Genomic DNA, 25,029 nt, shown 5'->3' on the forward strand with positions numbered 1-25,029 from the left:
TCCTACTCCACAAAGCAATGTCCGTGCCAGGTCTGCGGCAAGCCGATACGCAGGCGCATCGCCCGCTGACGGCGCCCGCGCCGCACCAGAACAGTGCGGACGCGTGTGCCGACGCACGCGTTTGTGCGTCAAAACGGGGAACCCGCTCCCTATCGGTACGCATGGCGAGCCGCCGCCAGCCGCCGTCCCGGACGCCAAATGAAAAACCCCGGCACGCGGTCGCGTGTCCGGGGTTGATGGCGCGCACCGGCCGGGACGGCCGGCCGCACTGCTTAGTTGGCGGCAGGCTTGGCCGGCGCGGCGGCAGCGGGCGCATCCGCCTTGCCCTTGCCGTGGCGCCCTTCCATGCGGGCGTGGCGCTCCTGCATGCGGTCCTGGCGTTCCTTGACGAACTTGGTCACCTGGCCGCGCTGGGTGTCGTTCAGGCTGTCCCAGACCGCGAGCCATTGGTCGCGCACCTGCTTGGCCTGGGGACCGAAGGCATCACGCGACTTTTCGGACTGTTCGACCAGCGCGCGGGGATCCAGCTTGCCGCTGTCCAGCTGCGCCTTGAGCAGGTCGTGGCGCTTGCCGCCCGAGGCACGCATGGCTTCGTGCAGGCTGCGCTGGCCGTCCTGCGCGGTCTTGAACAAGGCCTGCTGCTTGTCGTCCAGCTTCAGCTCGGCGACCTGCGCCTTGGTCACGGGACCCAGGCCGGGAATGAAGAGGCCGTCGCGCATGCCTTTGTGGAAGCCGCCGCGCTGGCCATCGTGCATGGCGGCGGGGCCGCCGTCAGCGGGAGGAGGAGGCGCAGCCATGACGGAGCCGGCCACCAGGCCGCCCGTCGCGGCGACAAATGCAAGAGCGGCCAAATTGGAGCGGATAGCGAATCGGGACATGTAGGTCTCCTGAAAGTGAAGAAAGCGAGGCCATTGTGCGATTGGCCCGGTTTCATCCAGGTTTCGCTGGCGCAAGCAATGTTTCAGTCGATTGCGCATGATCCAGACGCAAGAACGGGGCCTCGCGGGCCCCGTTCGATCCTGTCCGCCGGAAGACGGATCCTCCGGCCGAGACGCCGCTCAGTTGGCGTCCCAGGCCGCCATGTACTCCTTCCAGTGCGGCGCATCGCTGGCGCTGAGGGTGTCGCGCACCAGCGCGATTTCCGCTTCGTAGGAAGTGCGGTCGAGTTCGCCGCGCAGGAAACGGAAACGGCAATACACCAGCCAGGTGTTGACCACGTCCGTTTCGCAATAGGCCCGCACCTCGTCGGCGCGGCCCTGGCTCCAGGCTTCCCACACCTTGCTGCCGTCCATGCCCAGCTTGCCGGGAAAGCCGCAAAGCTTGGCCAGTTCATCCAGCGGCGCGTTGGCGCGGCCGTTGTACTTGGCCAGCAGGTCCATCAGGTCCAGGTGACGCGAGTGGTAGCGCGAAATGTAGTTGTTGAACTTGAAGTCGCGGTCTTCCTCGCCCATGTCCCAGTAGCGCGGCGCGGGCACGCCCTGGATCAGGCTGCGGTAATGCAGCACCGGCAGGTCGAAGCCGGAACCGTTCCAGCTCACGAGCTTGGGCGTGTAGCGCTCGATGGTCTTGAAGAAGCCCGCCAGCAAGGCGGCTTCGGGATCGTCGGGCTGGCCCAGGGTCTTGACGCGAAAGCCCTGGTCGTCGCGGAACACGCAGCCCACCACCGCCACCTTGTGCAGATGCAGCGGCAGGAAATCATGGCCCACGGCCTCGCGGCGCGCGGTCAGCGCGCGCTCGACCACCTCCTGGTCGGAAACATCAGCCCCCCAGCCGTTGAGCTTGCGCAGTCCCTCGGCGTCGGGGATGGTTTCCAGGTCGAAGACGAGAGTGGGCGTCATCGGGCAGGCAGATACTGCATGGGGTCCACCGGCTGGCCTTGGCGGCGGATCTCGAAGTGCAGGCGCGGCGACGTGGTATCGCTTTGGCCGAGTTCGGCGATCTTGGCGCCGCGCTTGACGTTCTGGCCCGTCTTCACCAGCACCGCGCGGTTATGCGCGTAAGCGGTAATGAAGCCGTTCTGGTGTTCGACGATGATCAGGTTGCCCAGGCCGCGCACACCGTTGCCGCTGTACTTGACCAGGCCGTCGGCGGCGGCGGTGACCGGATCGCCCAGCGCGCCGGCGATGTCGATGCCCTTGCTGCTGTTGTTGAAGCCTTGCACGATCTGGCCGTTGGCAGGCCAGGCCCAATTGATGACGGCCGCGTCGGCCGCGCGCGTGGCGGGCTTGGTCTCGACCGGCGCGGTGGGCGGCGGCGTGGTGGTTTCAGTGGTCGGCGGCGGCAGGGTTTCCGGCTGGTCCAGCGGACGCGGCTGCGTCTTGGAGCCCGCGACCGGCGCGGTCTGCGCCCCGCCGCTGGCGCTGCCGGACATCTTCAGGACCTGGCCGACCGAGATCTGGTTGGGGTCGCTGAGGTTGTTCCAACGCTTGACGTTTTCGACATCCACATTGTTGGCGCGGGCGATCTTGTAGAGCGTGTCGCCCGGTTTCACCACATAGGTGCCGCCGGTCTGGGTGGCCGGCGCGGGTTGCCCGCCGGTCATGTCGACCACCGGGGCGCGCGTGCCTTTGGAAGCGCAGCCAGCCAGGATGGACAGGCTGAGAGCCCCCGCGATGAAGAGCGGGCGGCGCAGGCGCGTCATGGACGCGCCCAGGGTGATATCGGTCAGTTGCAACTGCCCGTTGAGCATACGTTTCTCCTGTTTGCTCAAGATTGTATTCCGGCCCGTAGCGGCACAAAGCGCACGGCCTCTAATTCTGTGCGTTTCCAGCTGGCCGCGCCTGTGCGTTCGATGAGAACCAGGCGCTGGTTGGCGCCCCCTTCAGGAGCGATCAGGCGGCCACCCGGTGCGAGCTGCGAGAGCAGCGCCTGCGGGATGGCAAGGCCAGCGGCAGCCACAACGATAGCATCGAACGGCGCCACGCCGGGCAGGCCCAGCATGCCGTCGCCGTAGATCAAGCGGATCCTGGTGGTGAGCCGCAGGGCGCGCAGATGCTCGCGCGCAAGTTCATACAATCCGCGGATGCGTTCGATGGTGTGAACCTCGCGCACGAACTGCGCGAGCACCGCCGCCTGGTAGCCGCAACCCGCGCCGACTTCCAGCACGCGGGTGGGCGTGCGGTCGTCGCAGGCGGCGGCGATCATGCGCGCCACCACCCAGGGTTGGGAGATGGTTTGCGAATGACCGATGGGCAACGCGGCGTCTTCGTAAGCGCGGCTGGCCAGCGCCTCGTCGACGAACAGATGGCGCGGCACCGCGCCCATGGCGTTGAGCACGCGCTCGTCGGTAATGCCCTGCGCCCGCAGGCGCTCGACCATGGCCTGGCGCAGGCGATCCGAATTCAGCCCCAGATTGCTGCCCGATGCGGGCGTCGGCGCCTGGGTCTGGCGTTGCAGCGTGGCTGCGGAAATGCGGGTGTTGCTGTTGGCGGGCGTGACGCCCGGACTGAGCCGACCCGAGTCGTAGCGCACCGGACCGGTACGCCCGGGCACCGGCTGGGTCACGTCCGGCTGGCTTACACGTTTACGCATAGTGGCTCCGCCCAGGTCCGGATCTCGTCGAGCTGGCTGTGCTGGGTCAGGTCCAGGCGCAGCGGCGTGACCGACACCGTACCCTGCTCGACGGCATGAAAGTCCGTGCCTGGCGTGGCGTCGGCCGCCAAACCCACGGGTCCGATCCAATAGACGGTATCGCCATACGGCGTGGTGGTGCGCACCACCGGCTGCGAGGGATGGCGCTTTCCCAGGCGCGTGACCGCGAAGCCGTGCATGTCTTCGAAGCGGCGGCTGGGGATATTGACGTTCAGGAGCACCGGCGCGGCCAGCGGCTGGGCCAGATGGCGTTCCACCACGAGGCGCGCGGCGCGCGCGGCGGAATCGATGTGCTCCCAGCCCTTCTCGGCCAGCGAGAACGCGATGGCCGGGATGCCGAACAGATAGCCTTCGCTGGCAGCGGCCACGGTGCCCGAATACAGGGTGTCGTCGCCCATGTTGGCGCCGTTGTTGATGCCGGACACGACCAGGTCCGGCCGGGTATCCATAAGGCCGGTGAGCGCCACGTGCACGCAGTCGGACGGGGTGCCGTTGACGGCAATGAAGCCGTTGGAGGCGGTGCGTACCGACAGCGGCCGGTTCAGCGTCAGGGAGTTGGACGCGCCGCTATGGTTGGTTTCAGGCGCGACGACAGTGAGATCGCCCAGGCCCTGCAGCGCGTCAACCAGCGCCTCGAGCCCAGGGGCCGAATAACCATCATCGTTCGAAACCAGAATTCGCATTGTGCATCCGAAAGAAAATAAAACGCGGGTGAACGCGTCGGATTGTACCGTCCGCGGCCGGTATCCGTGCGATCGACTGGCGGACGGGGGCCGCAGCCCCGCTCGATAACCCGTAGCCGGACCCGGCCCCGGGCGCGGTAGAATCCGCACCCATTACCGCAACAACACAACAACAACGGATCCTATCCATGGCGATAAACGACCCCTCCCTGGTCTTCAGCGCTGCGCTCATCCTGCTGGCCTACCTGATCGGCTCCGTGCCCTTCGCGGTGGTCGTCAGCAAGCTCATGGGCCTGCAAGACCCCCGCAGCTACGGCTCCAAGAATCCCGGCGCCACCAATGTGCTGCGCACCGGGAACAAGACGGCCGCCGCGCTGACGCTGCTGGGCGACGCCGCCAAGGGATGGTTCGCGATCTGGCTGGCCGAAAAACTGGCTCCCGGGATCTCCCCCGTCGCGCTGGCGCTGGTGGCGCTGGCCGCCTTCCTGGGCCATCTGTACCCGGTATTCCTGAGCTTCAAGGGCGGCAAGGGCGTGGCCACCGCCTTGGGCGTGCTGGTGGCAATCCAGCCCTGGCTGGCGGTCGCCACGGCGGCCACCTGGCTGATCGTCGCGGTGTTCTTCCGCTATTCGTCCCTGGCTTCACTGGTGGCGGCCTTCTTCGCCCCCGTCTACTACGTGTTCGGTTCCGGCCTGGCCTGGTATGCGCAGCCGTCCATGGGCGTGGCGCTTGCAGTCATCGGCGTGCTGTTGTTCTACCGCCACCGCGCCAACATCACGCGCCTGGTCCAGGGCACGGAAAGCCGCATCGGCGGCGGCAAGAAGAAATAAACGCGCAAGGAATGCGCTTCGGGGCGGCCTGCATGGCCGCCCTTTTCATTTTCAGGCGATGTCGGCCAGGTCCCAGCGCGGCTTCACAGTGAAGCTGTGCGCATCCGGATCCAGCGTCGCCAGGCCAGCCTTGACCCGCTCGGCGGCGGCAAAGGCAATCATGGCGCCGTTGTCGGTGCACAGTTCCAGCGGCGGGAAATAGGCGCGCGCCTTGAGCGGCTTGAGCGCCGCGTCCAGCTTGGCGCGCAGCAGCTGGTTGGCCCCCACTCCCCCGGCCACCACCAGGCGCTTCAGGCCGGTCTGCTTCAGGGCCTTGATGGCCTTGGCCGCCAGCACTTCCACGATGGCAGCCTGCGTGGCCGCGGCCAGGTCGGCGCGGGTCTGTTCGTCCAGTCCGCCCGCCGCTTCGGCAGCCTTGACCCGGGTCAGCACGGCCGTCTTCAGGCCGCTGAAACTGAAATCCAGGTCGCCGCTGTGCAGCATGGGGCGCGGCAGATCGAAACGCGCGGCATCGCCGCTGGCGGCCAGCCGGGACAGCGCCGGTCCGCCGGGATAGCCCAGGCCCATGAGCTTGGCCGACTTGTCGAAGGCCTCGCCCGCCGCGTCGTCCAGCGTTTCGCCCAGCAATTCGTAGCGTCCCACCCCGTCCACGCGCATCAGCTGCGTGTGTCCGCCGGACACCAGCAGCGCCACGAAGGGGAATTCAGGCCGCGGATCCGCCAGCATCGGCGACAGCAGATGGCCTTCCAGGTGATGGATGCCGATGGCGGGCAAATGACGCGACCAGGCGAACGACTGCGCGACGCTGGCGCCCACCAGCAAGGCGCCGGCCAGGCCGGGGCCGGCCGTATAGGCCACGGCGCCGACATCCGACATTTGCAGGCCCGCTTCTTCGAGGACCTGCCGGGTCAGCGGCACGACGCGGCGGATATGGTCGCGCGAGGCGAGTTCCGGCACCACGCCCCCGTATTCCTGGTGCATGGCGATCTGGGTATGCAGCGCGTGCGCGAGCAGGCCCCGTTCCGTACAGACGGCAGCGACGCCGGTTTCGTCGCAGGAGCTTTCAAAGCCGAGAATAATCATGGCGGCAGAGTTTACAACTGATGCGAAAATACGCCCTTTCATGAAAAACCGGCGGGCAACCCAGCCCGCCCACAACAACCCGCAATCCTGCAAACACATTGGGGACTCGAATGCTCGAGAAGCTATTCAAGCTGCGTGAACACGGCACGACAGCGCGTACGGAACTGGTCGCCGGCCTGACGACATTCCTGACGATGTCGTACATCATCTTCGTCAATCCGGACATCCTGTCGTCGACGGGCATGGACCGCGATGCCGTGTTCGTCGCCACCTGCCTGGCCGCCGCGCTGGGCTCGCTGGTGATGGCGCTGATCGCCAACTGGCCGATCGGCATGGCGCCGGGCATGGGCCTGAACGCCTTCTTCGCATTCACCGTGGTCAAGACCATGGGCTACACCTGGGAGCAGGCGCTGGGCGCCGTGTTCATCTCGGGCGTGATCTTCCTGTTCCTGACGTTCTCGGGCATCCGGGTCTGGCTGGTCAAGGGCATTCCGCATTCGCTGCGCAGCGCCATCGCCGCAGGCATCGGGCTGTTCCTTGCCATTATCGCGCTATCCAGCGCCAACATCGTGGTTGCGCATCCCGCCACCAAGGTCACGCTGGGCGACCTGACCCAGCCCGGCCCGCTGTTCGCCATCCTGGGCTTTTTCATCATCGCCGCGCTGGATGCGCTGCGCGTGCGCGGCGCGATCCTGATCGGCATCCTGGTGGTCACGGTGCTGTCGATGGCGCTGGGCTACAACGAATTCAAGGGCATCTTCGCCGCCCCGCCCAGCCTGGCCCCCACGCTGATGAAGCTGGACATCCTGGGCGCGCTGCACAGCGGCTTCGTGCACGTGATCCTGGTGTTCGTGCTGGTTGAAGTGTTCGACGCCACCGGCACGCTGGTCGGCGTGGCCAAGCGCGCGGGCCTGATGCCCGAGAACCGCCCCAACCGCCTGGGCCGCGCACTCTTCGCCGACAGCAGCGCCATCGTGGCCGGCTCGATGCTGGGTACCAGCAGCACCACCGCCTATGTGGAAAGCGCCTCGGGCGTGCAGGCTGGCGGCCGTACCGGCATGACGGCCCTGGTCGTCGCGGTGCTGTTCCTGGCCGCGCTGTTCATTTCGCCGCTGGCCGGCGCCGTGCCGGCCTACGCCACCGCGCCCGCCCTGCTCTACGTGGCCGGCCTGATGATGCGCGAGCTGATCGACATCGACTGGAACGACGTCTGCGAGGCCACGCCGGCCGCGCTGACCGCCCTGGTCATGCCGTTCACGTACTCGATCGCTAATGGCATCGCCTTCGGCTTCATCAGCTACGTGGTGCTGAAGACGGCCACCGGCAAGGTCCGCGACGTGCATCCCGCCACCTGGCTGGTCGCGGCGCTGTTCGTGATCCGCTACGCGTTCTTCCCCGGCTAGGCGCAAGCCCGAAGGCCGCTCGCAAGGCGGGCCAATCGCGACAATAGCGGAAATCAATCAACCCGCCGCGCCATATGGTTGCTGGCGGGTCCGCTTGATTTCACCGATACACTCCCCATGTATAACGGCATATGGAGTCCGCCTTGCGCCTTACCCGCTTTGTTTCCGCCCCGCTGTCCTGTCCCACCGTGTACACGGAGGTTTCCGCATGAGCAGCCTGGCCCGCATCCCTTTCTCCGTACTGGACCTGGCCCCGATAGTGCAAGGCCGCGACGCGGCTGACGCCTTCCGCAACACGGTTGCGGTGGCGCAGCACGTGGAACGCCTGGGCTACAAGCGCTTCTGGCTGGCGGAACACCACAACATCAACGGCGTGGCCAGCAGCGCCACCGCCGTACTGATCGGCCACGTCGCCTCGCACACCAGCACCCTGCGCGTGGGCTCGGGCGGCGTCATGCTGCCCAACCACGCGCCGCTGATCATCGCCGAGCAGTTCGGCACGCTGGAAACGCTTTACCCTGGCCGTATCGACCTGGGCCTGGGCCGCGCGCCCGGTAGCGACGGCGCCACGCAACACGCATTGCGCCGCGGTCCGCGCAGCGGATTGGAGTTCCCGGCGCTGGTGGAAGAATTGCGCGGTTTCCTCGCGCCTTCGCGCCCTGGCCAGCCCGTGCGCGCCATTCCCGGCGAAGGCCTGGACATTCCGATCTGGCTGCTGGGGTCCAGCGATTTCAGCGCGCGGCTTGCCGCGGAGCTGGGCCTGCCCTTCTCCTTCGCGGGACATTTTTCGCCCGAAGGCATGGCGGCCATGCGCCTGTACCGCCATTTGTTCAAGCCGTCGGCAACGCTGGCGCGCCCCTACGCCATGATAGGCGTGCCGGTCGTGGCCGCCGAAACCGATGAAGCCGCCAGGCGCCAGGCCACCACCCAGCAGCTGAAATTCCTGTCGCTGGTGCGCGGCAACCGCCTGCAGCTGCAACCGCCCGTGGACAGCATGGACGGCCTGTGGAACGAATGGGAGCGCGAGGCGGTCCATCAAAGACTGGGCGCGGCCATCGTGGGCGGCCCGGATACCGTCCGGCGCGAACTGGAAGCGCTGGTGGCCGAGACCGAGGCCGACGAAGTCATGATCGTCTCGGATTTCTACGATATCGCCGACCGCCTGCGTTCCTTCGAGATCGTCGCGTCGTTGAAAAACGGCGCCCCGGCAAGCACCGCGGCCTGAGGGCCGCAGCCCGCGCCTCAGGCGCCAACCATTGCGACGCGGCCATTACCCGCTCTACTATCGTTCTTAAAGCACCGAACGCCGCCGCAACGCCCCATCGGGTCCGGGACGGGCATACCCCGGGCCTCTGACACCGCTTTTTACGCCGCTCGCCGGCAAGGATTCAAAATGAGTATTGTTGAACTCACCAAAGACAGCTTCCAGGAAGCCATTACCCCCGACGGTACGCTGATCGTCGATTTCTGGGCGCCCTGGTGCGGCCCCTGCCGCGGTTTCGCGCCGGTATTCGAACAGGCCGCCACCGAGCATCCCGACGTCACCTTCGCCAAGGTCAATACCGACGTGGAACAGGAACTGGCCGGCGCGCTGGGCATCCGTTCCATCCCGACCCTGATGGTCTTCCGCGAGAAGGTCTTGCTGTTCTCGCAACCGGGCGCCTTGTCGGGCGGCCAGCTCAATGAGCTGCTCGCCAAGATCAAGGAAGTGGACATGGAAAAGGTCCATCAGGAAATCGCAGCTGCCCAGAACGGGCAGGACGCCTGAACGCTGCGCGGGCCGTGCGCCCCCTGGGATCAGGACTCGACTTCCCAGGCCGCACGCCCGCGCGTGATGTTGGCGGCGGTCACTTCCAGGTCCGCCACCGCTGCGCGCGGCACCGTGAACCGTAGCGCCACCCCTTCCTCGTTGAAGTCTTCCTGCAGGATGGCCGCGCCTGCCTGAGCCAGGCGCGACTTCAGCAACGCCAGTTCGCCAAAACCGCAAGCGCAGGCGACGGTTGCAAGATCCACGATCTCGGTCCGCTCCCCCAGCCGCAGGCAGTTGGCCGCGCAGCCCCCGTAGGCGCGCACCAGTCCGCCTGCGCCGAGCTTGATGCCCCCGTACCAGCGCACTACCAGCACCGCCACGCGATCCATGTCCTGGCCTTCGATGGCTTGCAGGATGGGACGGCCGGCCGTGCCTCCCGGCTCGCCGTCGTCATTGAAGCGGTATTCCTGGCCGATGCGGTAGGCCCAGCAGTTGTGGGTCGCTTCGGCGTCGCTATGTTCGGCAAAGAAGCGCATGGCTTCGTCCACGCCGGACACGGGCGCTGCATACGCGACAAAGCGGCTTTTCTTGATGTCTTCCTGGTAGGTGCAAGGGGCGGTCAGCGTGTGCGTCATGACCGGCATTGTATGTGCCGCCAGTCCCTAGCCGTGGCAGTCGGGCACTTCCTGGTCGAGATAGACATCGAAGGCCACGTCGCGGGCCCACTTCGCGGTCATGGCCTTCCAGGCGCCCGCTCGGTCCCAGGCGCGCATTTCCTGGCTCAGCCAGTTGCGGCTGGCGGAGTCGGAGGCCGGCAGCAGCCACACGCGTTCACGCCGCGCGCCATCGGCCGCCAGCGTCGAGGAGAACTTCTTCCATTCCGGGAAGCGCACCAGCGGCTCCCAGACCGCGTCGTCGACCAGGCCGATATCGCAGCTGCCCTCGCGCACGGCGACCAGCGCATCGGACGGCACGCGGTAGGTGCGCACCTCCGCGCCCCAGCTTTCGGCCAGGGCGCGGGAAGCGCTTGCGGCCTCCGCCATGCAGACGCTGCGGCCGCGCACGTCGGCGGGCCGGCGCAGGCTGGTGTCGCTGCGGATCACGGCCTTGGGTCGGGCGGCATAGCCTGTGGCTTGCGTCGCGACCGCGTCCGGCTGGGCCGACGCGCCGTCGGCCAGGACCAGGTCGACCCGCCCCGCCGCCAGCGCGGCAGCGGCCTGTTCCTGCGGCAATTGCACCAGGCGCACCGGCAGTCCCAGGCTTTGCGCCAATCTGTCGGTCATTGCGGCGTCCAGGCCGTCCGGCGTGCGGATCTTGGCGCCGGCCGCGGGCGGCGGCGCCAGGTAAGGCACGCCCACCACCAGCTCGCCGCGCGCCCGCGCCGCCGCGAAGGCGTCGGGCTGCGCCTGCGCGAAGCCCGATGCAACCAGGCAGGCGCCGAGGACAAACAGACGGATGCGGCCAATCATGCGGGACTCCTGTCGCCCTCAGACGTACTGGTAGCGCAGCAGGCGGTGCTTGAGGTTTTCAAGCACGAACTGGTCGATCAGCGCGGCCAGCACGGCAATGACCAGGATGTTGGTCATGACGCCGGTCATGTCGGCGATTTCGCCCGAATAGGCCAGCGAACGGCCCAGCCCCTTGCCGAAGCCGATCAGCATTTCCGCCGAGATCAGCGCGCGCCAGGCATTGCCGAAGGCGAGCTGCGCGCCGGTGATGAGCTCGGGCATCACGGCCGGCAGGTAGACCCGCTTGACCAGTCCCCAGCGCGTGGCGCCCATGACGCGCGCCGCCGACACATGCACGCGCTGCACGGACTCAGTCGCGTTCATGACGCTGAGCGCGGCCGGGAAGAAAGCCGACAATGCCACCACGACGATGATGGGCGTATTGCCGAAGCCCATCACGATCAGGAACAGCGGCACCCAGGCGATCGACGGAATCGACTGCAGGATGACGATGGCGCTGCGCAGCACTTCGCGGAAGAAGAACAGCACAGCCGCCACCAGGCCGAAGCCGATGCCGGCCGCCAGCGCCAGGCCGTAGCCCGCGCCCAGCCGCCCCAGCGTGCCCAGGAGGCTCTGGTGGAAGGACTGCTTGCCCAGGTCTTCGACCAGGCGCTCGACCACGGCCGGCACGCCCGGCATCAGGAAGTCCGGCAGCGCGAACGCCGCCAGTTGCCACAAGGCCAGGATGAACAACACGCCCAGAACGCCCGCGAAATGCTTGCGGGCGCCGGTGACTCGGGTAGATGCGCTCAAAGCTTGCGAGCCTCTTGCCAGGACAGGTCGACGATGCTGGACACGTCATACGGCTTGCCGTCGCGCGTCTTCAGCGAACCCTGGGCTTGCAGGATGTCGGCGATTTCCTGCATGCGGCGGGTGTCCTTGTCGGTCAGCTTGGGCGTGAAGACCTGCGTGCCGATAGCTTCGGCGATGACGGTCTCGCGCGGCAGTTCGCCACGGGTCAGGGTCTTGAGCGTGGGTTCGGCGATGAAGTAGGACGCGATCAGCTTGGAAGCCTGCGCGGGTTCCTTCTGCAGCAGCTGGATGGCCTGGTTCTGCGCGTCCAGCGCCTTCCAGACGTCGTCCTTGCGCTTGGCCAGCGTTTCGCCGGAGGTGATCACCACCATGCACGGGAACGGCCAGGCCTGGCCCACTTCATAGATCTGCTTGACCGGCGCCACCAGTTGCGCGATGCGATCGTAGGGTTCGAACAGGAAGGCCGCGTCCACGCGCTTGCCCACCAGCGACTGGACCGCCACGGCCGGGCTTACGCCCATGACGTTGACGTCGTCCGCAGCCAGGTTGCCCTGCTTGAGCACCACGCCCTTCAGCACCACGTCGGCAGTGCTGCCTTCGGCCTGGGAGGCCAGGGTCTTGCCCTTCAGCCCGGCGATGTCCTTGATGCCGGAGTCTTCGCGCACGATCAGCGAGTGGTAGCCCTGCTGCGCACCGCCCACCACCTTCAGGTCCGCGCCCTTGGAGGCCCAGGCCACCGCGTTGGTGAAGCCCAGCACGCCGATGTCCAGCTGGCCGCCGACGATGGCCTTGATCAGGTCGGTGCCCGACTTGAACTCGATCAGTTCGGAATCCAGGCCGGCCTTTTTGTAGTAGCCGCCCTCTTGCGCGACGATGGCCTGCGCATCGTCCATCACGCGCAGATAGCCCACACGGAATTTCTCGGCCGCCATCGCGGGGGCTGCCGCCAGCAGCGCCGCGGCCAGCGGCAGGGACAGCCATTGCTTCAGTTTCATGGGAAGTGCTCCAAGGTATGCAGGGCCGGCCGACGCGCACGCGCCGCCAGCAAGAATCCAGATCCGGGGGTCAGGCTGCCAGGGCCAGGTCCGCGTGCTCGCCCGAACCGTCCACCGCGATGCCGAGCAGGCGCAGGATCTCGCGCTTCTCGGCCGCCAGGCCGGACAGGTCATGGGTCTTTTCGCGGTGCGCGAGGTTGAACTCGCGCAGCACGCGCGCCGGGCGCGGGCTGAAGACGATGATGCGGTCGGCCAGGAACAAAGCCTCGTCCACGTCGTGCGTCACCAGCAGCACGGTGGGCTTTTCCTGGGCGATGAGCTGGCGCAGGACGTCCTGCAGGCTCAGCCGGGTCAGCGCGTCCAGCGCGCCGAAAGGCTCGTCCATCAGCATGGTCTGCGGCTGGGCGATGAAGGCGCGCGCCAGCGCGGCGCGTTGGCGCATGCCGCCGGAAACCTGGTGGGGGTAATAGTGTTCGAAGCCGGCGAGGCTGACGCGCGCCAGCCACTGGCGCGCGGCTTCGCGGGCGCGGGATTTGGGCGTGTTCTGGAATTCCAGCGCCAGCGCCACGTTGTCTTCCAGCGTCAGCCAGGGGTACAGCGCATGTTCCTGGAACACCAGGGTGCGGCTGGGATGGGGGCCGGCGACCGCCTTGCCGTCGGCCAGGACGCTGCCTTCGGTGGGCTTTTCCAGGCCGGCCGCCAGATGCAGCAAGGTGGACTTGCCGCAACCCGAGGGGCCCACCAGGGCAACCAGTTCACCGGTCTTGATTTCGCTGGTAAAGCCGTCCACCACCGGCAGTTCGCCGAAGTGCTTGTGGACGTGATCGAAGGTGAGATTCATGGAACGTATCGTGGCGGGCCAAAAATGAGCCTCCAATCTAACAATTCGTTATATGAATCCAAACTATCAATATTGAATGTCTTAACTTCTTTTCGTAATAAAGAACGCATCAACAGCGTTCTGCCCGGACTGGTTACGGACATCGAACGGCGGCCCCATCCCGCCGGCAATACTCAATTCGAATCGATAACGCGTAAAACGATATTGGACCCTCGCTACCTCCGTCATTAAGGTGGACCCCAGACATAACGGGGCCCACCCCGATCGGAGCGACATGGAGCGAGACAACACCGCCGCCGCGCAGCCGCGCGGCGCGCTATCCCACCTCAAGATCCTGGACCTGACGCGCGTGCTGGCCGGCCCATGGGCAACGCAGACGCTGGCCGACATGGGCGCTGACGTCATCAAGGTAGAGCGCCCTGGACACGGCGACGACACGCGCGGCTGGGGGCCGCCTTTCCTGACCGGCGCCGACGGCGCTGAGACCCGGGACTCGTCCTACTTCCTGAGCGCCAACCGCGGCAAGCGGTCAATTACCGTGGACATCGCCACGGCGGAAGGCCAGGCTCTGATTGCGGAACTGGCGAAGGACTCCGACGTGCTGGTCGAGAACTACAAAGTCGGCACGCTGGCGCGTTATGGACTGGACTACGACAGCCTGCGCGCCATCAATCCGCGCCTGGTCTATTGCTCGATCACCGGCTTCGGCCAGGACGGACCCTACGCGCCGCTGCCGGGCTACGACTTCGTGTTCCAGGGCATGGGCGGACTGATGAGCATCACCGGCGAACCCGCCGGCGAGCCGATGAAATCCGGTATCGCGATCACGGACCTGCTGACCGGCGTCTACGCCAGCACGGCCATATTGGCCGCGGTCGAACACCGCCGCGTCAGCGGCGTGGGGCAGTACATCGACATGTCGCTGCTGGACTGCGTGATCACGATCTCGTCCTACCAGGCCATCAACTACTTCCTGTCCGGGCGGGTGCCGCAGCGCATGGGCAATGCCCATTCCAACATGGTTCCGTACCAGGTATTCGCCTGCAAGGAAGGCTCGGTCATCGTCGCCGTCGGCAATGACGGCCAATACCGCGCCTTCTGCGGCGCCATCGGCCGCGCCGACCTGGCCACCGACGAACGCTACGCCACGGCCGGCGGGCGCAATCGGAACCGCGACACGCTGATACCGCCGATCGCCGAGGCGATGCTGGCGCGCACCATGCAGGAATGGGTGCAGATACTGCAGGCGGTCAACGTGCCCTGCGGGCCCATCTACAACATCGAACAGGTATTCCAGGACCCGCACGTGCGCCATCGCGGCATGCAGTTGTCGCTGCCCCATGTCTCGGGCGTGGACACGCCGGCCGTGGCCAACCCCATCCGCATGCGCGACACCCCCATGCGCTACGACCGCGCCGCGCCGGCGCTGGGCCAGCACACCGACGCCGTGCTGCGCGAGCGGCTGGGCCTGGACGAAGCCCGCATCGCGCAGCTGAAAGGCCGCGGAATCATCTGACCCCAACCGCCGGGCAGGCGGCCATGACAACAACCCAGGAGACACCACCATGCGCATCATCACCGCCGCAGTCTGCAGCGCCCTGACCCTGGCGGCCCTAGCGGCCGCCCCCGCGTCGGCTCAGGACGCGCCCGTCCGCTTCATCGTGCCCTACCCGCCCGGCGGCGCCGCCGACCAGATCGCGCGCCTGGTGGCGCAAGAAATGAGCAAGGGCGGCGGCGCGACCATCATCGTCGAGAACAAGCCCGGCGCCGCCGGCATGATCGCCGCCGACTACGTCGCCCGCGCCAAGCCCGACGGCAAGACTTTCTTCGTCGGCTCCAATGCCCCGCTGGTGGTGAACCAGGCGCTCTACGCAAAGATGACCTACGACCCGTCCAAGGACTTCGTCCCGGTCTCGGGCATGGCCAAGTCGCCGCTCTTGCTTGTGGTGCGCCATGACCTGCCGGCGCGCGACGTCAAGGCCTTGATCGCCCTGGGCAAGCAATCTCCCGGCAAGCTGACCATGGGCTCGGCCGGCACCGGGAACATCACCTATCTTGCCGGCGAATACGCCGTCAGCAAGCTGGGCTTCCAGGTCACGCACGTACCCTACCAGGGCAGCGCCCCCGCCATCGTCGGCCTGATGGGCAGCAGCACCGACATGATGTTCGACGCCCTGCCCTCCAGCATGACGCAGGCGCAGTCCGGCAAGATCCGCCCCTTCGCCGTACTCGACGACAAGCGCTTCGCCGGCCTGCCCGACGTACCCACCGCCGCCGAGCTCGGCTATCCCGGCATCGACGCCAGCGCCTGGTTCGGCCTGGTGGCGCCCGCCGGCACGCAGACCGCCGTCGTCGATCAGATGAACCGCGGCGTCAACCAGGCGCTCGCGCAGCCGGAACTGCAGCGCAAGCTCACCAGTATCGGCGCGGTGGCCATGCCGGGCGACGCCCAGGTGTTCGCCGCCTTCGTGCAGGCCGAGCGCGACCGCTGGCTGCCGGTCGCCCGCGACCTGGGCCTGAAGGCCCAGTGAAAAGAGCCCCCCATGATCACCTTGGACTCCATCGAGGCGCTGCGCGCCTTTTCCGGACAGCCTCCCGCGCTGACTCCCTGGCAGACGGTCGACCAGGACACCATCAACCGCTTCGGCCTGGCCACCGGCGACACGCAGTGGATCCACATGGACCCGCAGCGCGCGCAGGCCGAATCGCCCTACGGCGCGGCCATCGCCCACGGCTTGCTGACGCTCTCGCTGCTGCCCAGCCTCTATGCGTCGGCGATGCGCTTTCCGAACCGAAGGCTGGCGGTGAACTACGGCTTTGACCGCGTGCGCTTCACCCAGGCGGTCAAGGCCGGCGCGCGCATCCGCGGCGTGTTTGCACTGCCTGGCGTGGACGAGCTGCCGGATGGCCAGGCGCGCCTGGCGTGGGACGTTCGCATCGATATCGACGGCGAGGAAAGACCGGCGCTGGTTGCGCGCTGGCTCACGCAGATCGCCTATCACGCAGGCAAGGAGCAGGCATGACACTGAAGATCACCCGCCACGGCGCCACCGCCGTGCTGGCCATGGACCGCCCCGACCAGCGCAATGCGCTCAGCCTGGAGATGCGCGATGCGTTCGCGCGCGCCCTCCCGGAACTGCGCGAGGATGACGGCATCAAGGCGGTCGTCCTGACGGGTTCGGGCGGGCATTTCTGCGCCGGCGGCGACATCAAGTCCATCGCACAGGCGCATGCCCAGGGCCTGGACGCCTTCGAGGGGCGCGCGCGCATCCGCAAGATCCACCAGTGGTACGACGCGCTGGTGGATCTGGAGAAACCCGTCATCAGCGCGGTGGAAGGCGTGGCTTTCGGCGCCGGCCTGTCGCTGGCGCTGTGCGCGGACTACGCCATCGCGCGGCGCGGCGCCACCTTCTGCGCGGTGTTCGCCCGCATCGGCTACGTGCCCGACATGCTGGGCATGTATCTGCTGCCGCGCGCCGTCGGGCTGGCGCGCGCCAAGGAACTGGTGTTCACGGCCCGGGTCTGCGACGCCGAGGAAGCGCTGGATCTTGGGCTGGTGCAGGCGCTCTGCGACGGCGATCCGCTGGAACAGGCGCTGGCCATGGCCGAACGTTTTCACAACGCCCCGACGCAGGCGCTGGGGCTGGCCAAGACCATCATGAACCGGACCTTCGAATCCAGCCGCGAAGACATCTACGCGCAGGAAGCCATGGCCCAGGCCATCTGCCGCGACAGCGCCTTCCACCGCGAAGCCGCCCGGCGCTTCGTGGAAAAGCTGCCCCCCGCCTACAAATGGGATTGAACGACATGCCTACGCAAACCCAAACCGCCGAACCGGGTCCGCAGGCCCGCTACGAGGCCTATCTGAACGAAGGCCGTTTCATGCTGCAGCGCGACCGCGCCAGCGGCGAATTCTTCTTCTATCCGCGCGTAGCCGCGCCGCGCAGCGGTTCGCGCGACGTGGAATGGGCCGCACCCAGCGGACTGGGGCGGATCTACGCCGCCACCGTCATCCACCCCCGGCCGCCCGAAACGCCCTACGGCGTGGTGCTGGTCGATCTGGACGAAGGGCCGCGGCTGATGTCACGGGTGGACGGCATCCCCGCGCAGGACGTGCGCATCGGCGCCCGGGTGCGCGCCCGCGTCGTCCAGGAGGCCGGATGCGGCGTGCTGGTGTTTGAACCTGTGGCGGAGCAAGCATGACCCAAGACCGTTTCCCGCGCGGCAAGGCCGCCATCGTCGCCGCAGCCACCTACGGTATCGGCCAGACCCCGGGGCTGAGCTCGATGGACCTCGCCGTCCAGGCCAGTCTTGCGAACCTGGACCAGGCAGGGATGCGCCCGGATCAGGTCGACGGCCTTTTCATCGGTCTGCCCGATGACTTCATGTCCGGCCTGGGCTTTGCCGAATACCTGGGCATCTCGCCTCGCCTGACGGAGAACAACCGCACCGGCGGGTCCTCCTTTCTGACGCACGCCATGTGGGCCGCGCTGGCCTTGGAAGCGGGGCAATGCGACGTGGCGCTGATCGCCTACGGCAGCAATCAGCGCAGCGGCGCGGGCAAACTGGTGAGCTCCATGCGCCCCGCCCCCAACGAAGCGCCCTACCGCCTGGCGCGTCCGGTGGGCGCCTATGCGCTGGCGGCTTCGCGCTACGCCCACCAGTACGGCCTGAAGCGCGAACAGCTGGGCGCGGTGGCCATCGCCGCCCGCCAATGGGCCATGCTCAATCCTGAAGCCTACATGCGCGAACCTCTGGACATGGCGCAGTACCTGTCGGCCCGCATGGTGGCCGAGCCCCTGAGCGTGCGCGACTGCTGCCTGGTCACCGACGGCGCCGCCGCCGTGGTGATGACCCGCGCCGACCGGGCCCGCGACCACTGCGCCCGGCCCGCCTATCTGTTGGGCGCGGCCGCCGCCACGGACCACCGCGAAATCACCAATATGCCGGACCTGACGGTGACGGCGGCCGCGCGCAGCGGCGCGCGCGCCTTTGCCCAGGCCGGCGTGCGGCCGCGGGACATCGACGTGCTGGAGCTGTACGACGCCTTCACCATCAACCCGATCCTGTTCCTGGAGGACCTGGGCTTCTGCGCCAAGGGCGAAGGCGCGGCGTTCGTGGAAAACGGCCGCATCGCGCCCGGCGGCGAGCTGCCCGTCAACACCAACGGCGGCGGCCTGTCCTGCGTGCATCCCGGCATGTACGGCCTGTTCACCATGGTTGAAGCCTACGTGCAGCTGGCCGGCCTGGGCGGCGCGCGCCAGGTGCCCGGCGCCAGCCTGGCGCTGGCTCACGGCAACGGCGGCGAGCTGTCCAGCCAGGCCACCCTGATCCTGGGCACGGCCGAAACCCTCTGAACCCGACAAGGAAAACCATGAACCGCACAGCTTTTCTGCTAGACCAGCGCAGCATCATCGTGACGGGCGCCGCCCAGGGCATAGGCCGCGCCATCAGCGAACTGGCCATGCAATTAGGCGCGCGCGTGACCGCCGTCGACATGAACGCCGACGCTCTCGCCGCATTCGAGCGCGAGGCGCCCAAGGATCAGTTGCTGACCCTGGCCGGCGACGTGTCGGACCCGGCATTCGCGGCCGCGGCCGTCGAGCGCGCGGCGCAGCGTTACGGCGCGGTGGACGGCCTGGTGAACAACGCGGGCATCACCCGCACCGCCATGATAGAAAAAATGACCCAGGAAGCCTGGCAAAAGGTGATCGACGTGCACCTGACCGGATCCTTCCAGTTCCTGCAGGCCGTCGGCCGCCACATGCTGGCTGGGGCGCGCGAGACTGGCAAGCCCGGCGGCTCCATCGTCAACATCACCTCGGACGCGGGTCGCCGCGGCACCATAGGCCAGATCAACTACGCCGCGGCCAAGTCCGGCGTGCTGGGCCTGACGATGAGCGCCGCGCGCGAATGGGGCAAGTACGGGATACGCGTCAATACCATCGGCTTCGGCGTGGTGGAAACGCCCATGACGGAGACCATACGGGGGGACAAGTTCCGCGACACCTATCTGTCGCAGATCCCGCTGGGCCGCTTCGGCCAGCCTGGAGAGGTGGCGTGGCCGGTGTGCTTCCTGCTGTCGGATGCCGCCTCGTACATGACGGGGCAGCACCTCTATGCCAATGGCGGCATGACCATAGGCATGTAGGGAAAATCCAGGGCCGCGGCCAGATGCTTCTGGCGGCGGCCCGCGGCGGCCTCAGCCGTCGATGCCGCGCGAGGTCAGGTAGTCGTCGTAGCCGCCGCGGTAGTCGACGATCTCGCCCGTGGGCAGGATCTCGATCACGCGCGTGGCCAGGCCGGACACGAACTCGCGGTCGTGGGACACGAACACCAGCGTGCCTTCGTACTTTTCCAGCGCGAACTGCAGCGATTCGATCGATTCCATGTCCAGGTGGTTGGTGGGCTCGTCGAGCAGCATGACGTTGTGCCGGCCCAGCATCAGGCGGCCGAAGGTCATGCGGTTCTTTTCGCCGCCGGACAGCACCTTGGGCGCCTTGGGCAGGTCGTCCGCCGAGAACAGCAGGCGGCCCAGCACCGAACGGATCGACTGGTCGTCGTCGCCCGGTTGGCGATGGTCGCCCATCCAGTCCAGCAGGTTGATGTCGGTCTGCAGGAACTGGTCGGACACGTCCTGGGCCATGTAGCCCAAGTCGGCGTTTTCGGACCACTTCACTTCGCCCGAATCGGGCTGCAGGTCGGTGGCCAGCAGGCGCAGCAGGGTCGTCTTGCCGACGCCGTTGGCGCCGATGATGGCGATCTTTTCGCCGGCGTCGACCATGGCCGAGAACTTGCGGATAACGGGCGCGTCGTAGGCCTTGGACAGGTTTTCGACGGTGACCGCCAGGCGGTGCATGACCTTGTTCTGCTCGAAGCGGATGTACGGGTTCTGGCGCGACGAGGGCTTGACCACGACCTGGTCGGCCTTGATGCGGTCGATCTGCTTCAGGCGCGAGGTGGCCTGGCGCGACTTGGACTTGTTGGCGGCGAAGCGGCGCACGAAGTCCTGCAGTTCGGCCACGCGTTCCTTGGCCTTGGCGTTGTTGGCCACCAGGCGCTCGCGGGCCTGGGTCGAGGCCAGCATGTAGTCGTCGTAGTTGCCCGGATAAATGCGGATCTCGCCGTAATCCACGTCGGCCATGTGCGTGCACACCTGGTTCAGGAAGTGGCGGTCGTGGCTGATGATGATCATCGTGCTCTGGTAGCTGTTGAGCACGTTTTCCAGCCAACGGATGGTGTTGATGTCCAGGTTGTTGGTCGGTTCGTCCAGCAGCAGCACGTCCGGATTCGAGAACAGGGCCTGCGCCAGCAGCACGCGCAGCTTCCAGCCCGGCGCCACTTCGCGCATCGGCAGGTTGTGCTGGTCGACGGCGATTTCCAGGCCCAGCAGCAGTTCGCCGGCGCGGGCTTCGGCGGTGTAGCCATCGTACTCGGCGAACTTGGCTTCCAGGTCGGCCGCGCGCATGTAGTCGTCTTCGGTCGCTTCCGGATTGGCGTAGATGGCGTCGCGCTCGGACATGGCGGCCCACATCTCGGTGTGGCCCATCATGACGACGTCCAGCACGCGCAGGTCTTCAAACGCGAACTGATCCTGGCGCAGCTTGCCCAGGCGCACGCCCGGCTCCAGCGACACGTTGCCCGCCGAGGGTTCCAGGTCGCCGCCGATGATCTTCATGAAGGTCGACTTGCCGGAACCATTGGCCCCGATCAGCCCGTAGCGGTTGCCTTCCCCGAACTTGACGCTGACGTTCTCGAAAAGGGGTTTGGGACCGAACTGGATGGTGAGATTGGCGGTGGAGATCACGGTATGTTTGAGTCTTTGGGCGTCCGGGGACGCATGCGGAGAAACCCGATAGTGTACCAAGCATCCGTGAATCGCATCCAGGCCGGGCAAGCTACCTGCTGAAGCATCTGGAAATGCTGCATGGCATTTGATGTCACAACGTAAACATTTGTATTAATTGGGGTACTATTGCGGGCAACTCAGCGCCTATGGCCGCCAGGCCGGTCAGGCGGTTGCAACCCACCTCCCCCGCTACGTGGCAGACGCCAACCACTCCTCCGAGAAAGTCGAGCTTTCCTATGGCCGGTCGCTGATCGTGGCGGCTATCGTCGCGATCGTGATGTTGTGGGCGACGCCCCGGCTCACCCCCAGTTCCGACCTGCTCACCTATGCGGCGGCGCGGCTCCAGGCCCGGCTGGTCGGGGGCCACTACGACATCTCGCACCGCAACGACACCACGGTCGTCCTGATCGACGACGACTCCCTCGACCAGCAGAAAGGCGCCTGGCCGGTGCCTTACAGGACGCATGCGCGCTGGCTGCGCAACATCGGCCTGATCCACAAGCCCAAGGCCATCTTCCTGGACATCACCTTCGGGCGCGAGCGCGACGATCCGACCCTGCCCGAGCTGGCCGCCGCCCTGTGCGAGCTGCGCGACGCCAACATCCCGGTGTTCCTGGCCGCGCTGCCCGATGCGCAGGGCAACCTGAGCCTGCGTTCGGGCCTGGAAGCGCCCGCGGGCGAGAAGCCATGCTTCACCATGGTCGACGTGCGCTACACCCCCAGCAAGGTGGACCGGCTGGTATGGAGCTATCCCCTCTGGTCGGGCGAGCACGCGCGCAGCGCGGCGCTTGCCATCGCCCAGGACGCGGCGGGGGTGGCCATCACGCGCACGCACGAAGCCATGGCCTTGACCTGGGGCGTCGACAACCTGGACCAGCGCCGCTTCAGCATGGAATGCCGGCAGGCCCGCGGCGGCTACATGGAAATGCTGCCGTCCTACGTCCGCAGCCTGCTGGGCGACCCGGACGCCGCCCAGCCCATCTGCCCGTACACGCGCGCGCTGACCCTGTCCGAACTGCGCGCGCCAGAAGCCGACGGCGCCCGCCTGGCCGACATGCTCACGGGGCGCTACGTCATGATCGGCGCCGCGCTCAGCGGCTTCAACGACACCGTGCTGTCGCCCGTGCATGACGCCATCCCCGGCGTGTTCATGCACGCCATGGCCCTGGACAATCTGCTGACCTACCAGGACGACTACAAGCGCGCCCTCGAATGGGAAATCTGGCCGCCCAATGTTCTGTGGCTGCTGGGCATCCCGGTCGTCATGCTGGCCCATTTCCTGCATTGGCTGGCGCAATGGCTGCGCGGTAATACGCGCTTGGGCGGCCGGCTGCTGGCCCCGCCCGCCGAATGGCGGCTTTTTGCCGATGCACCCGCCCTGCCGCTGCCGCCGGCCGCGCAAGCCGGCGACGGCTGGAAGGCCAAGGCCGGGCGCCTGTCAGCCCTGCTGCGCGACCGCGCCGCGCGCCAGTGGCTGGCGCGCTGGTTGACGTCCAAGCTCTGCGTCGCGGCGTTGCTGCTGCTGCGCAAGGCGGCCGCCATCGTCCTGTCCTCGCTCATCGTGCTGTACATCGTGCTGCTTGCGCAGCGCTGGCTGAACGTGGGCACCCTGCCCATCGTCGACCTGGCAATCATGGCCCTGGCCGCCCACTGGCTCGGCTGGACCAATCGCGCCACCGCCTTTCTTTTTGGCAAACCGGACCGCGCTTCCGCGCCGGCGTCCACGACACCCTCGCGGGAGCCATCCGCTACCCGCCCACAACAGGAGTAGAAACGCATGCCCAAGCCCTCCTCCCTGATTACCGCGCTGGCCGCGGCCGCTCTTGCGCTGGCTGGCGCGAGCGCCTCGGCGGCGGACGCCATCGTCGGCCTGAACATCAAGCCCGTGCCGCTGTATGCCAAGTCGGACGGCGGCGCGCCCGCGGCCAAGTCCGATGGCCAGGGCATGCCCTGGCCCGTGCTCGAAGAGGCCAATGAGTTCTACCACGTCAAGGTCGACGGCAAGGACTATTGGGTGGACAGCATGCACGTGCGCATCGCGCGAGGCTCCGCCGCGCAATGCGGGCCTGTGATCAAGGGCGTGCCGCCGCCCACCGGCTCGACCGCAGGCGCGGGCGAGAACGTCTGCCGCTGAGCCGCCCATGCGATCCGCCCATATCTTGCGCATGGCCGCCGTATCCGGCGCGCTGCTGCTGAGCGCCTGCTCCACCCTTCCCGGAGGCAAGGGTTTTTCGGTCACGGCCGGCCAATTGCCTCCGCCTCCCGCCGACCGGCAATGGCCCGACGCCAACCTGGACGCGCGCAACCAGCGCGCCCAGGGCATGGGCCTGGTCGCCATGCCGGAGATGGAAACCTATCTGAACGGCCTGCTTGCCCGGATCAAGAACGCCGCGGGCGTGCCGGGCTGGCCTGGCGCGGTTCACGTGACCTCTTCATCGGCGCTGGAAGCCTACAGCACCGGCGCGGGCAACATCTACCTGTCCATGGGCTGGCTGGCCTCGGCGGAATCCGAGGACGAGATCGTCGCCATCCTGTCCCATGAGTTCGGCCACGTCTACCTCGACTACCACCAGATGGAATCGGTCAATGCCGCGGGCGACCAGGTCGCATCGTTGGCGGCCGTGGGCGTGGCGCTGGCCCGCAAGGCCGGCAGCGCCACCGGTTGGAGCCCCGTGGACAGCGTGATCGCCTCGTATACGCTGGGCAAGAACATGCTGGTGCCGGCCTGGGGCCGGCAGCAGGAAGAAAACGCCGACCGTTTCGGCGCCACTGTCAGCCTGGAACTGGGCTACTCGTATACGCAAGGCTTCAAGGCGTTCCTGGAACGCCAGGCCACCTGGGAAGCCGAGAACGCCCAGGTACAGGCCGAAGCGCGCCAGCGCATGCTCGAGCAGATCAAACAGGCGGCGGCCGACAACACCCGCAAGCGGGAGGCGGCCAAGGGCAACAGCATCGCTCCCCTCACCGAGATGCAGGCCTCGTTGAATTCCGGCGTGGCCGGCGCCAGCGAAGGTTTGCGCACCGGCCTGGAAGACATCTGGAACAAGCTGACCGTCAGCCATCCCGACACCGGCGCGCGCCTGGCCGCGCTGACCGAACAGGTCATGCCCCTGATGGCGGGCAAGCCGCGACCTGCGGCGGCGACCGCGCCCTGGAACAAGGCCCGCGCGCAACGCCGCACGGCCGCGCTGCTGAAGAACTACAAGACCGCAGCCGAGGCGCAGCAGGCGCTGCAAGCTCAGGACTATCCGCGCGCCCGCAAGCTCGCGGCCCAGGCCGCTTCGGGGCCCAGCGCCGCGCACGCCCTGCCCTTGCTGACCTTGAGCATGGCGCAGGCGGAGTCCGGCGCGCGCGGGTCCGCCTTGCTGGACCGCAACCTCGCGTCCGAGCCCGACCGCGCGTGGCAGGTGTACGTGCTGCGCGCCAATAATCTGCTGGGCGCGGGCCAGTCCGGGCCGGCCTCCAAGATCATGGGCCAGGGCTTCGAGTACTTCCGTGGTTCGGCGCTGGCATGGCCCGAAGCCATCCGCTTCTATGGTCAGACCCAGGGCTGGGATCAGGCGCGCAAGCTGGCGCAGGAATGCGCGTCGCGCTTCGCGAGCTATGCCGGGGAGTGCAGCAAGGCGGCACAGTCGCCCGCCGAGCAGGCCGAGGCCAAGCGACGCAGCGAGCAGAAGGCGCAATCGCTGGTCGACAGGCTGTTCAAGTAGCAATGAGAAAGGGGCGCTCGGCGCCCCTTTCCT

Annotated in this window: 26 protein-coding genes; 14 read left to right on the forward strand and 12 right to left on the reverse strand. The window is 67.3% G+C overall.

The annotated features are described in order from the left end of the window. Positions 1-272: 272 nt before the first annotated feature. The 5 genes from IB258_RS04245 to surE all read right to left on the reverse strand — a co-directional run bounded on the left by IB258_RS04245 (position 273) and on the right by surE (position 4,274). Positions 273-878: a hypothetical protein gene (locus IB258_RS04245; RefSeq protein ID WP_119449666.1), complete on the reverse strand. Its 606-nt coding sequence runs from the start codon at positions 876-878 to the stop codon at positions 273-275. 180 nt (positions 879-1,058) lie between these two features. Further along, a complete protein-coding gene (locus IB258_RS04250) occupies positions 1,059-1,838 on the reverse strand; it encodes a 3'-5' exonuclease (protein WP_054453981.1) in 780 nt (259 codons plus the stop codon). Beyond that, positions 1,835-2,689, reverse strand: a complete 855-nt coding sequence (locus tag IB258_RS04255) for a peptidoglycan DD-metalloendopeptidase family protein (RefSeq protein ID WP_054453979.1) — start codon at positions 2,687-2,689, stop codon at positions 1,835-1,837. Before IB258_RS04255 ends, IB258_RS04250 begins: the two co-directional genes overlap by 4 nt. A gap of 17 nt (positions 2,690-2,706) precedes the next feature. Further along, complete coding sequence (locus IB258_RS04260) at positions 2,707-3,531, reverse strand: protein-L-isoaspartate(D-aspartate) O-methyltransferase (RefSeq protein WP_054453977.1); 825 nt, start codon at positions 3,529-3,531, stop codon at positions 2,707-2,709. Then, a complete protein-coding gene (surE, locus tag IB258_RS04265) occupies positions 3,516-4,274 on the reverse strand; it encodes a 5'/3'-nucleotidase SurE (RefSeq protein WP_054453975.1) in 759 nt (252 codons plus the stop codon). Before surE ends, IB258_RS04260 begins: the two co-directional genes overlap by 16 nt. 188 nt (positions 4,275-4,462) lie before the next feature. Between surE and plsY the strand changes: the two genes are divergently transcribed. Continuing rightward, positions 4,463-5,104: a glycerol-3-phosphate 1-O-acyltransferase PlsY gene (gene plsY, locus IB258_RS04270; RefSeq protein ID WP_192352185.1), complete on the forward strand. Its 642-nt coding sequence runs from the start codon at positions 4,463-4,465 to the stop codon at positions 5,102-5,104. Between the two features lie 51 nt (positions 5,105-5,155). Here plsY and tsaD read toward each other — a convergent pair whose 3' ends face one another. Then, complete coding sequence (gene tsaD / locus IB258_RS04275; RefSeq protein ID WP_054453971.1) at positions 5,156-6,187, reverse strand: tRNA (adenosine(37)-N6)-threonylcarbamoyltransferase complex transferase subunit TsaD; 1,032 nt, start codon at positions 6,185-6,187, stop codon at positions 5,156-5,158. 110 nt (positions 6,188-6,297) lie between these two features. Here tsaD and IB258_RS04280 point away from each other — a divergent pair, with 110 nt between their 5' ends. The 3 genes from IB258_RS04280 (at position 6,298) to IB258_RS04290 (ending at position 9,358) form a co-directional block, all read left to right on the forward strand. Further along, entirely contained in the window at positions 6,298-7,590 is a 1,293-nt protein-coding gene (locus IB258_RS04280; RefSeq protein WP_119449664.1) for an NCS2 family permease, read from the forward strand. A gap of 208 nt (positions 7,591-7,798) precedes the next feature. Next, on the forward strand, positions 7,799-8,815 hold the full coding sequence (locus IB258_RS04285; RefSeq protein ID WP_054453967.1) for an LLM class flavin-dependent oxidoreductase: 1,017 nt from the start codon (positions 7,799-7,801) through the stop codon (positions 8,813-8,815). Positions 8,816-8,983: 168 nt separating this feature from the next. Then, positions 8,984-9,358, forward strand: coding sequence for a co-chaperone YbbN (locus IB258_RS04290; RefSeq protein ID WP_013394055.1), 375 nt, complete (start codon positions 8,984-8,986; stop codon positions 9,356-9,358). Positions 9,359-9,387: 29 nt separating this feature from the next. On the opposite strand, the gene IB258_RS04295 is transcribed toward IB258_RS04290, so the two are convergent. From IB258_RS04295 to IB258_RS04315, 5 genes are all read right to left on the reverse strand, one after another. After that, the gene (locus tag IB258_RS04295) at positions 9,388-9,975 is read right to left on the reverse strand and encodes a YigZ family protein (RefSeq protein WP_054454822.1); all 588 of its coding nucleotides are present in this window, start codon (positions 9,973-9,975) and stop codon (positions 9,388-9,390) included. A gap of 27 nt (positions 9,976-10,002) precedes the next feature. Continuing rightward, positions 10,003-10,809 carry a transporter substrate-binding domain-containing protein gene (locus tag IB258_RS04300; RefSeq protein WP_192352186.1) on the reverse strand — a complete coding sequence of 269 codons (807 nt, stop codon included), beginning with the start codon at positions 10,807-10,809 and terminating at the stop codon, positions 10,003-10,005. 18 nt (positions 10,810-10,827) lie between these two features. After that, positions 10,828-11,601 (reverse strand): ABC transporter permease, encoded by a 774-nt coding sequence (locus IB258_RS04305; RefSeq protein ID WP_054453964.1) that lies wholly within the window; start codon positions 11,599-11,601, stop codon positions 10,828-10,830. Further along, entirely contained in the window at positions 11,598-12,596 is a 999-nt protein-coding gene (locus IB258_RS04310; protein ID WP_054453961.1) for an ABC transporter substrate-binding protein, read from the reverse strand. The genes IB258_RS04305 and IB258_RS04310 overlap by 4 nt, the downstream gene beginning before the upstream one ends. 70 nt (positions 12,597-12,666) lie before the next feature. Further along, positions 12,667-13,437 carry an ABC transporter ATP-binding protein gene (locus IB258_RS04315; protein ID WP_059380083.1) on the reverse strand — a complete coding sequence of 257 codons (771 nt, stop codon included), beginning with the start codon at positions 13,435-13,437 and terminating at the stop codon, positions 12,667-12,669. 274 nt (positions 13,438-13,711) lie between these two features. Between IB258_RS04315 and IB258_RS04320 the strand changes: the two genes are divergently transcribed. From IB258_RS04320 to IB258_RS04350, 7 genes are read left to right on the forward strand one after another with little or no spacing between them, the layout of a single operon-like run. Continuing rightward, positions 13,712-14,953, forward strand: coding sequence for a CaiB/BaiF CoA-transferase family protein (locus IB258_RS04320; protein WP_192352187.1), 1,242 nt, complete (start codon positions 13,712-13,714; stop codon positions 14,951-14,953). Positions 14,954-15,002: 49 nt separating this feature from the next. Then, on the forward strand, positions 15,003-15,968 hold the full coding sequence (locus IB258_RS04325) for a tripartite tricarboxylate transporter substrate binding protein (RefSeq protein ID WP_054453953.1): 966 nt from the start codon (positions 15,003-15,005) through the stop codon (positions 15,966-15,968). Positions 15,969-15,980: 12 nt separating this feature from the next. Beyond that, a complete protein-coding gene (locus IB258_RS04330) occupies positions 15,981-16,460 on the forward strand; it encodes a MaoC family dehydratase (RefSeq protein ID WP_192352188.1) in 480 nt (159 codons plus the stop codon). Continuing rightward, the gene (locus IB258_RS04335; protein ID WP_192328032.1) at positions 16,457-17,239 is read left to right on the forward strand and encodes an enoyl-CoA hydratase/isomerase family protein; all 783 of its coding nucleotides are present in this window, start codon (positions 16,457-16,459) and stop codon (positions 17,237-17,239) included. The genes IB258_RS04330 and IB258_RS04335 overlap by 4 nt, the downstream gene beginning before the upstream one ends. Before the next feature lie 5 nt (positions 17,240-17,244). Continuing rightward, positions 17,245-17,640: a Zn-ribbon domain-containing OB-fold protein gene (locus tag IB258_RS04340; RefSeq protein ID WP_054454816.1), complete on the forward strand. Its 396-nt coding sequence runs from the start codon at positions 17,245-17,247 to the stop codon at positions 17,638-17,640. Continuing rightward, a complete protein-coding gene (locus IB258_RS04345; RefSeq protein WP_192352189.1) occupies positions 17,637-18,794 on the forward strand; it encodes a thiolase in 1,158 nt (385 codons plus the stop codon). The genes IB258_RS04340 and IB258_RS04345 overlap by 4 nt, the downstream gene beginning before the upstream one ends. 17 nt (positions 18,795-18,811) lie before the next feature. Further along, positions 18,812-19,588 carry an SDR family NAD(P)-dependent oxidoreductase gene (locus IB258_RS04350; protein ID WP_119449657.1) on the forward strand — a complete coding sequence of 259 codons (777 nt, stop codon included), beginning with the start codon at positions 18,812-18,814 and terminating at the stop codon, positions 19,586-19,588. 51 nt (positions 19,589-19,639) lie between these two features. On the opposite strand, the gene IB258_RS04355 is transcribed toward IB258_RS04350, so the two are convergent. Continuing rightward, positions 19,640-21,244, reverse strand: a complete 1,605-nt coding sequence (locus tag IB258_RS04355) for an ABC-F family ATPase (protein ID WP_119449656.1) — start codon at positions 21,242-21,244, stop codon at positions 19,640-19,642. A 235-nt stretch (positions 21,245-21,479) separates the two neighbouring features. On the opposite strand from IB258_RS04355, the gene IB258_RS04360 reads away from it, so the two are divergent. Genes IB258_RS04360 through IB258_RS04370 form a run of 3 tightly spaced genes read left to right on the forward strand, consistent with a single transcriptional unit; the run spans position 21,480 to position 24,996 of the window. Beyond that, positions 21,480-23,057 (forward strand): CHASE2 domain-containing protein, encoded by a 1,578-nt coding sequence (locus IB258_RS04360; RefSeq protein WP_192352190.1) that lies wholly within the window; start codon positions 21,480-21,482, stop codon positions 23,055-23,057. Positions 23,058-23,063: 6 nt separating this feature from the next. Continuing rightward, positions 23,064-23,420, forward strand: a complete 357-nt coding sequence (locus IB258_RS04365) for a hypothetical protein (RefSeq protein ID WP_054453943.1) — start codon at positions 23,064-23,066, stop codon at positions 23,418-23,420. A gap of 7 nt (positions 23,421-23,427) precedes the next feature. Then, positions 23,428-24,996, forward strand: a complete 1,569-nt coding sequence (locus IB258_RS04370) for a M48 family metalloprotease (RefSeq protein WP_175181025.1) — start codon at positions 23,428-23,430, stop codon at positions 24,994-24,996. Positions 24,997-25,029: the final 33 nt, after the last annotated feature.

It is taken from the genome of Achromobacter sp. ACM02 (assembly GCF_014851605.1).
Classification (GTDB): Bacteria; Pseudomonadota; Gammaproteobacteria; order Burkholderiales; family Burkholderiaceae_B; genus Achromobacter; species Achromobacter aegrifaciens.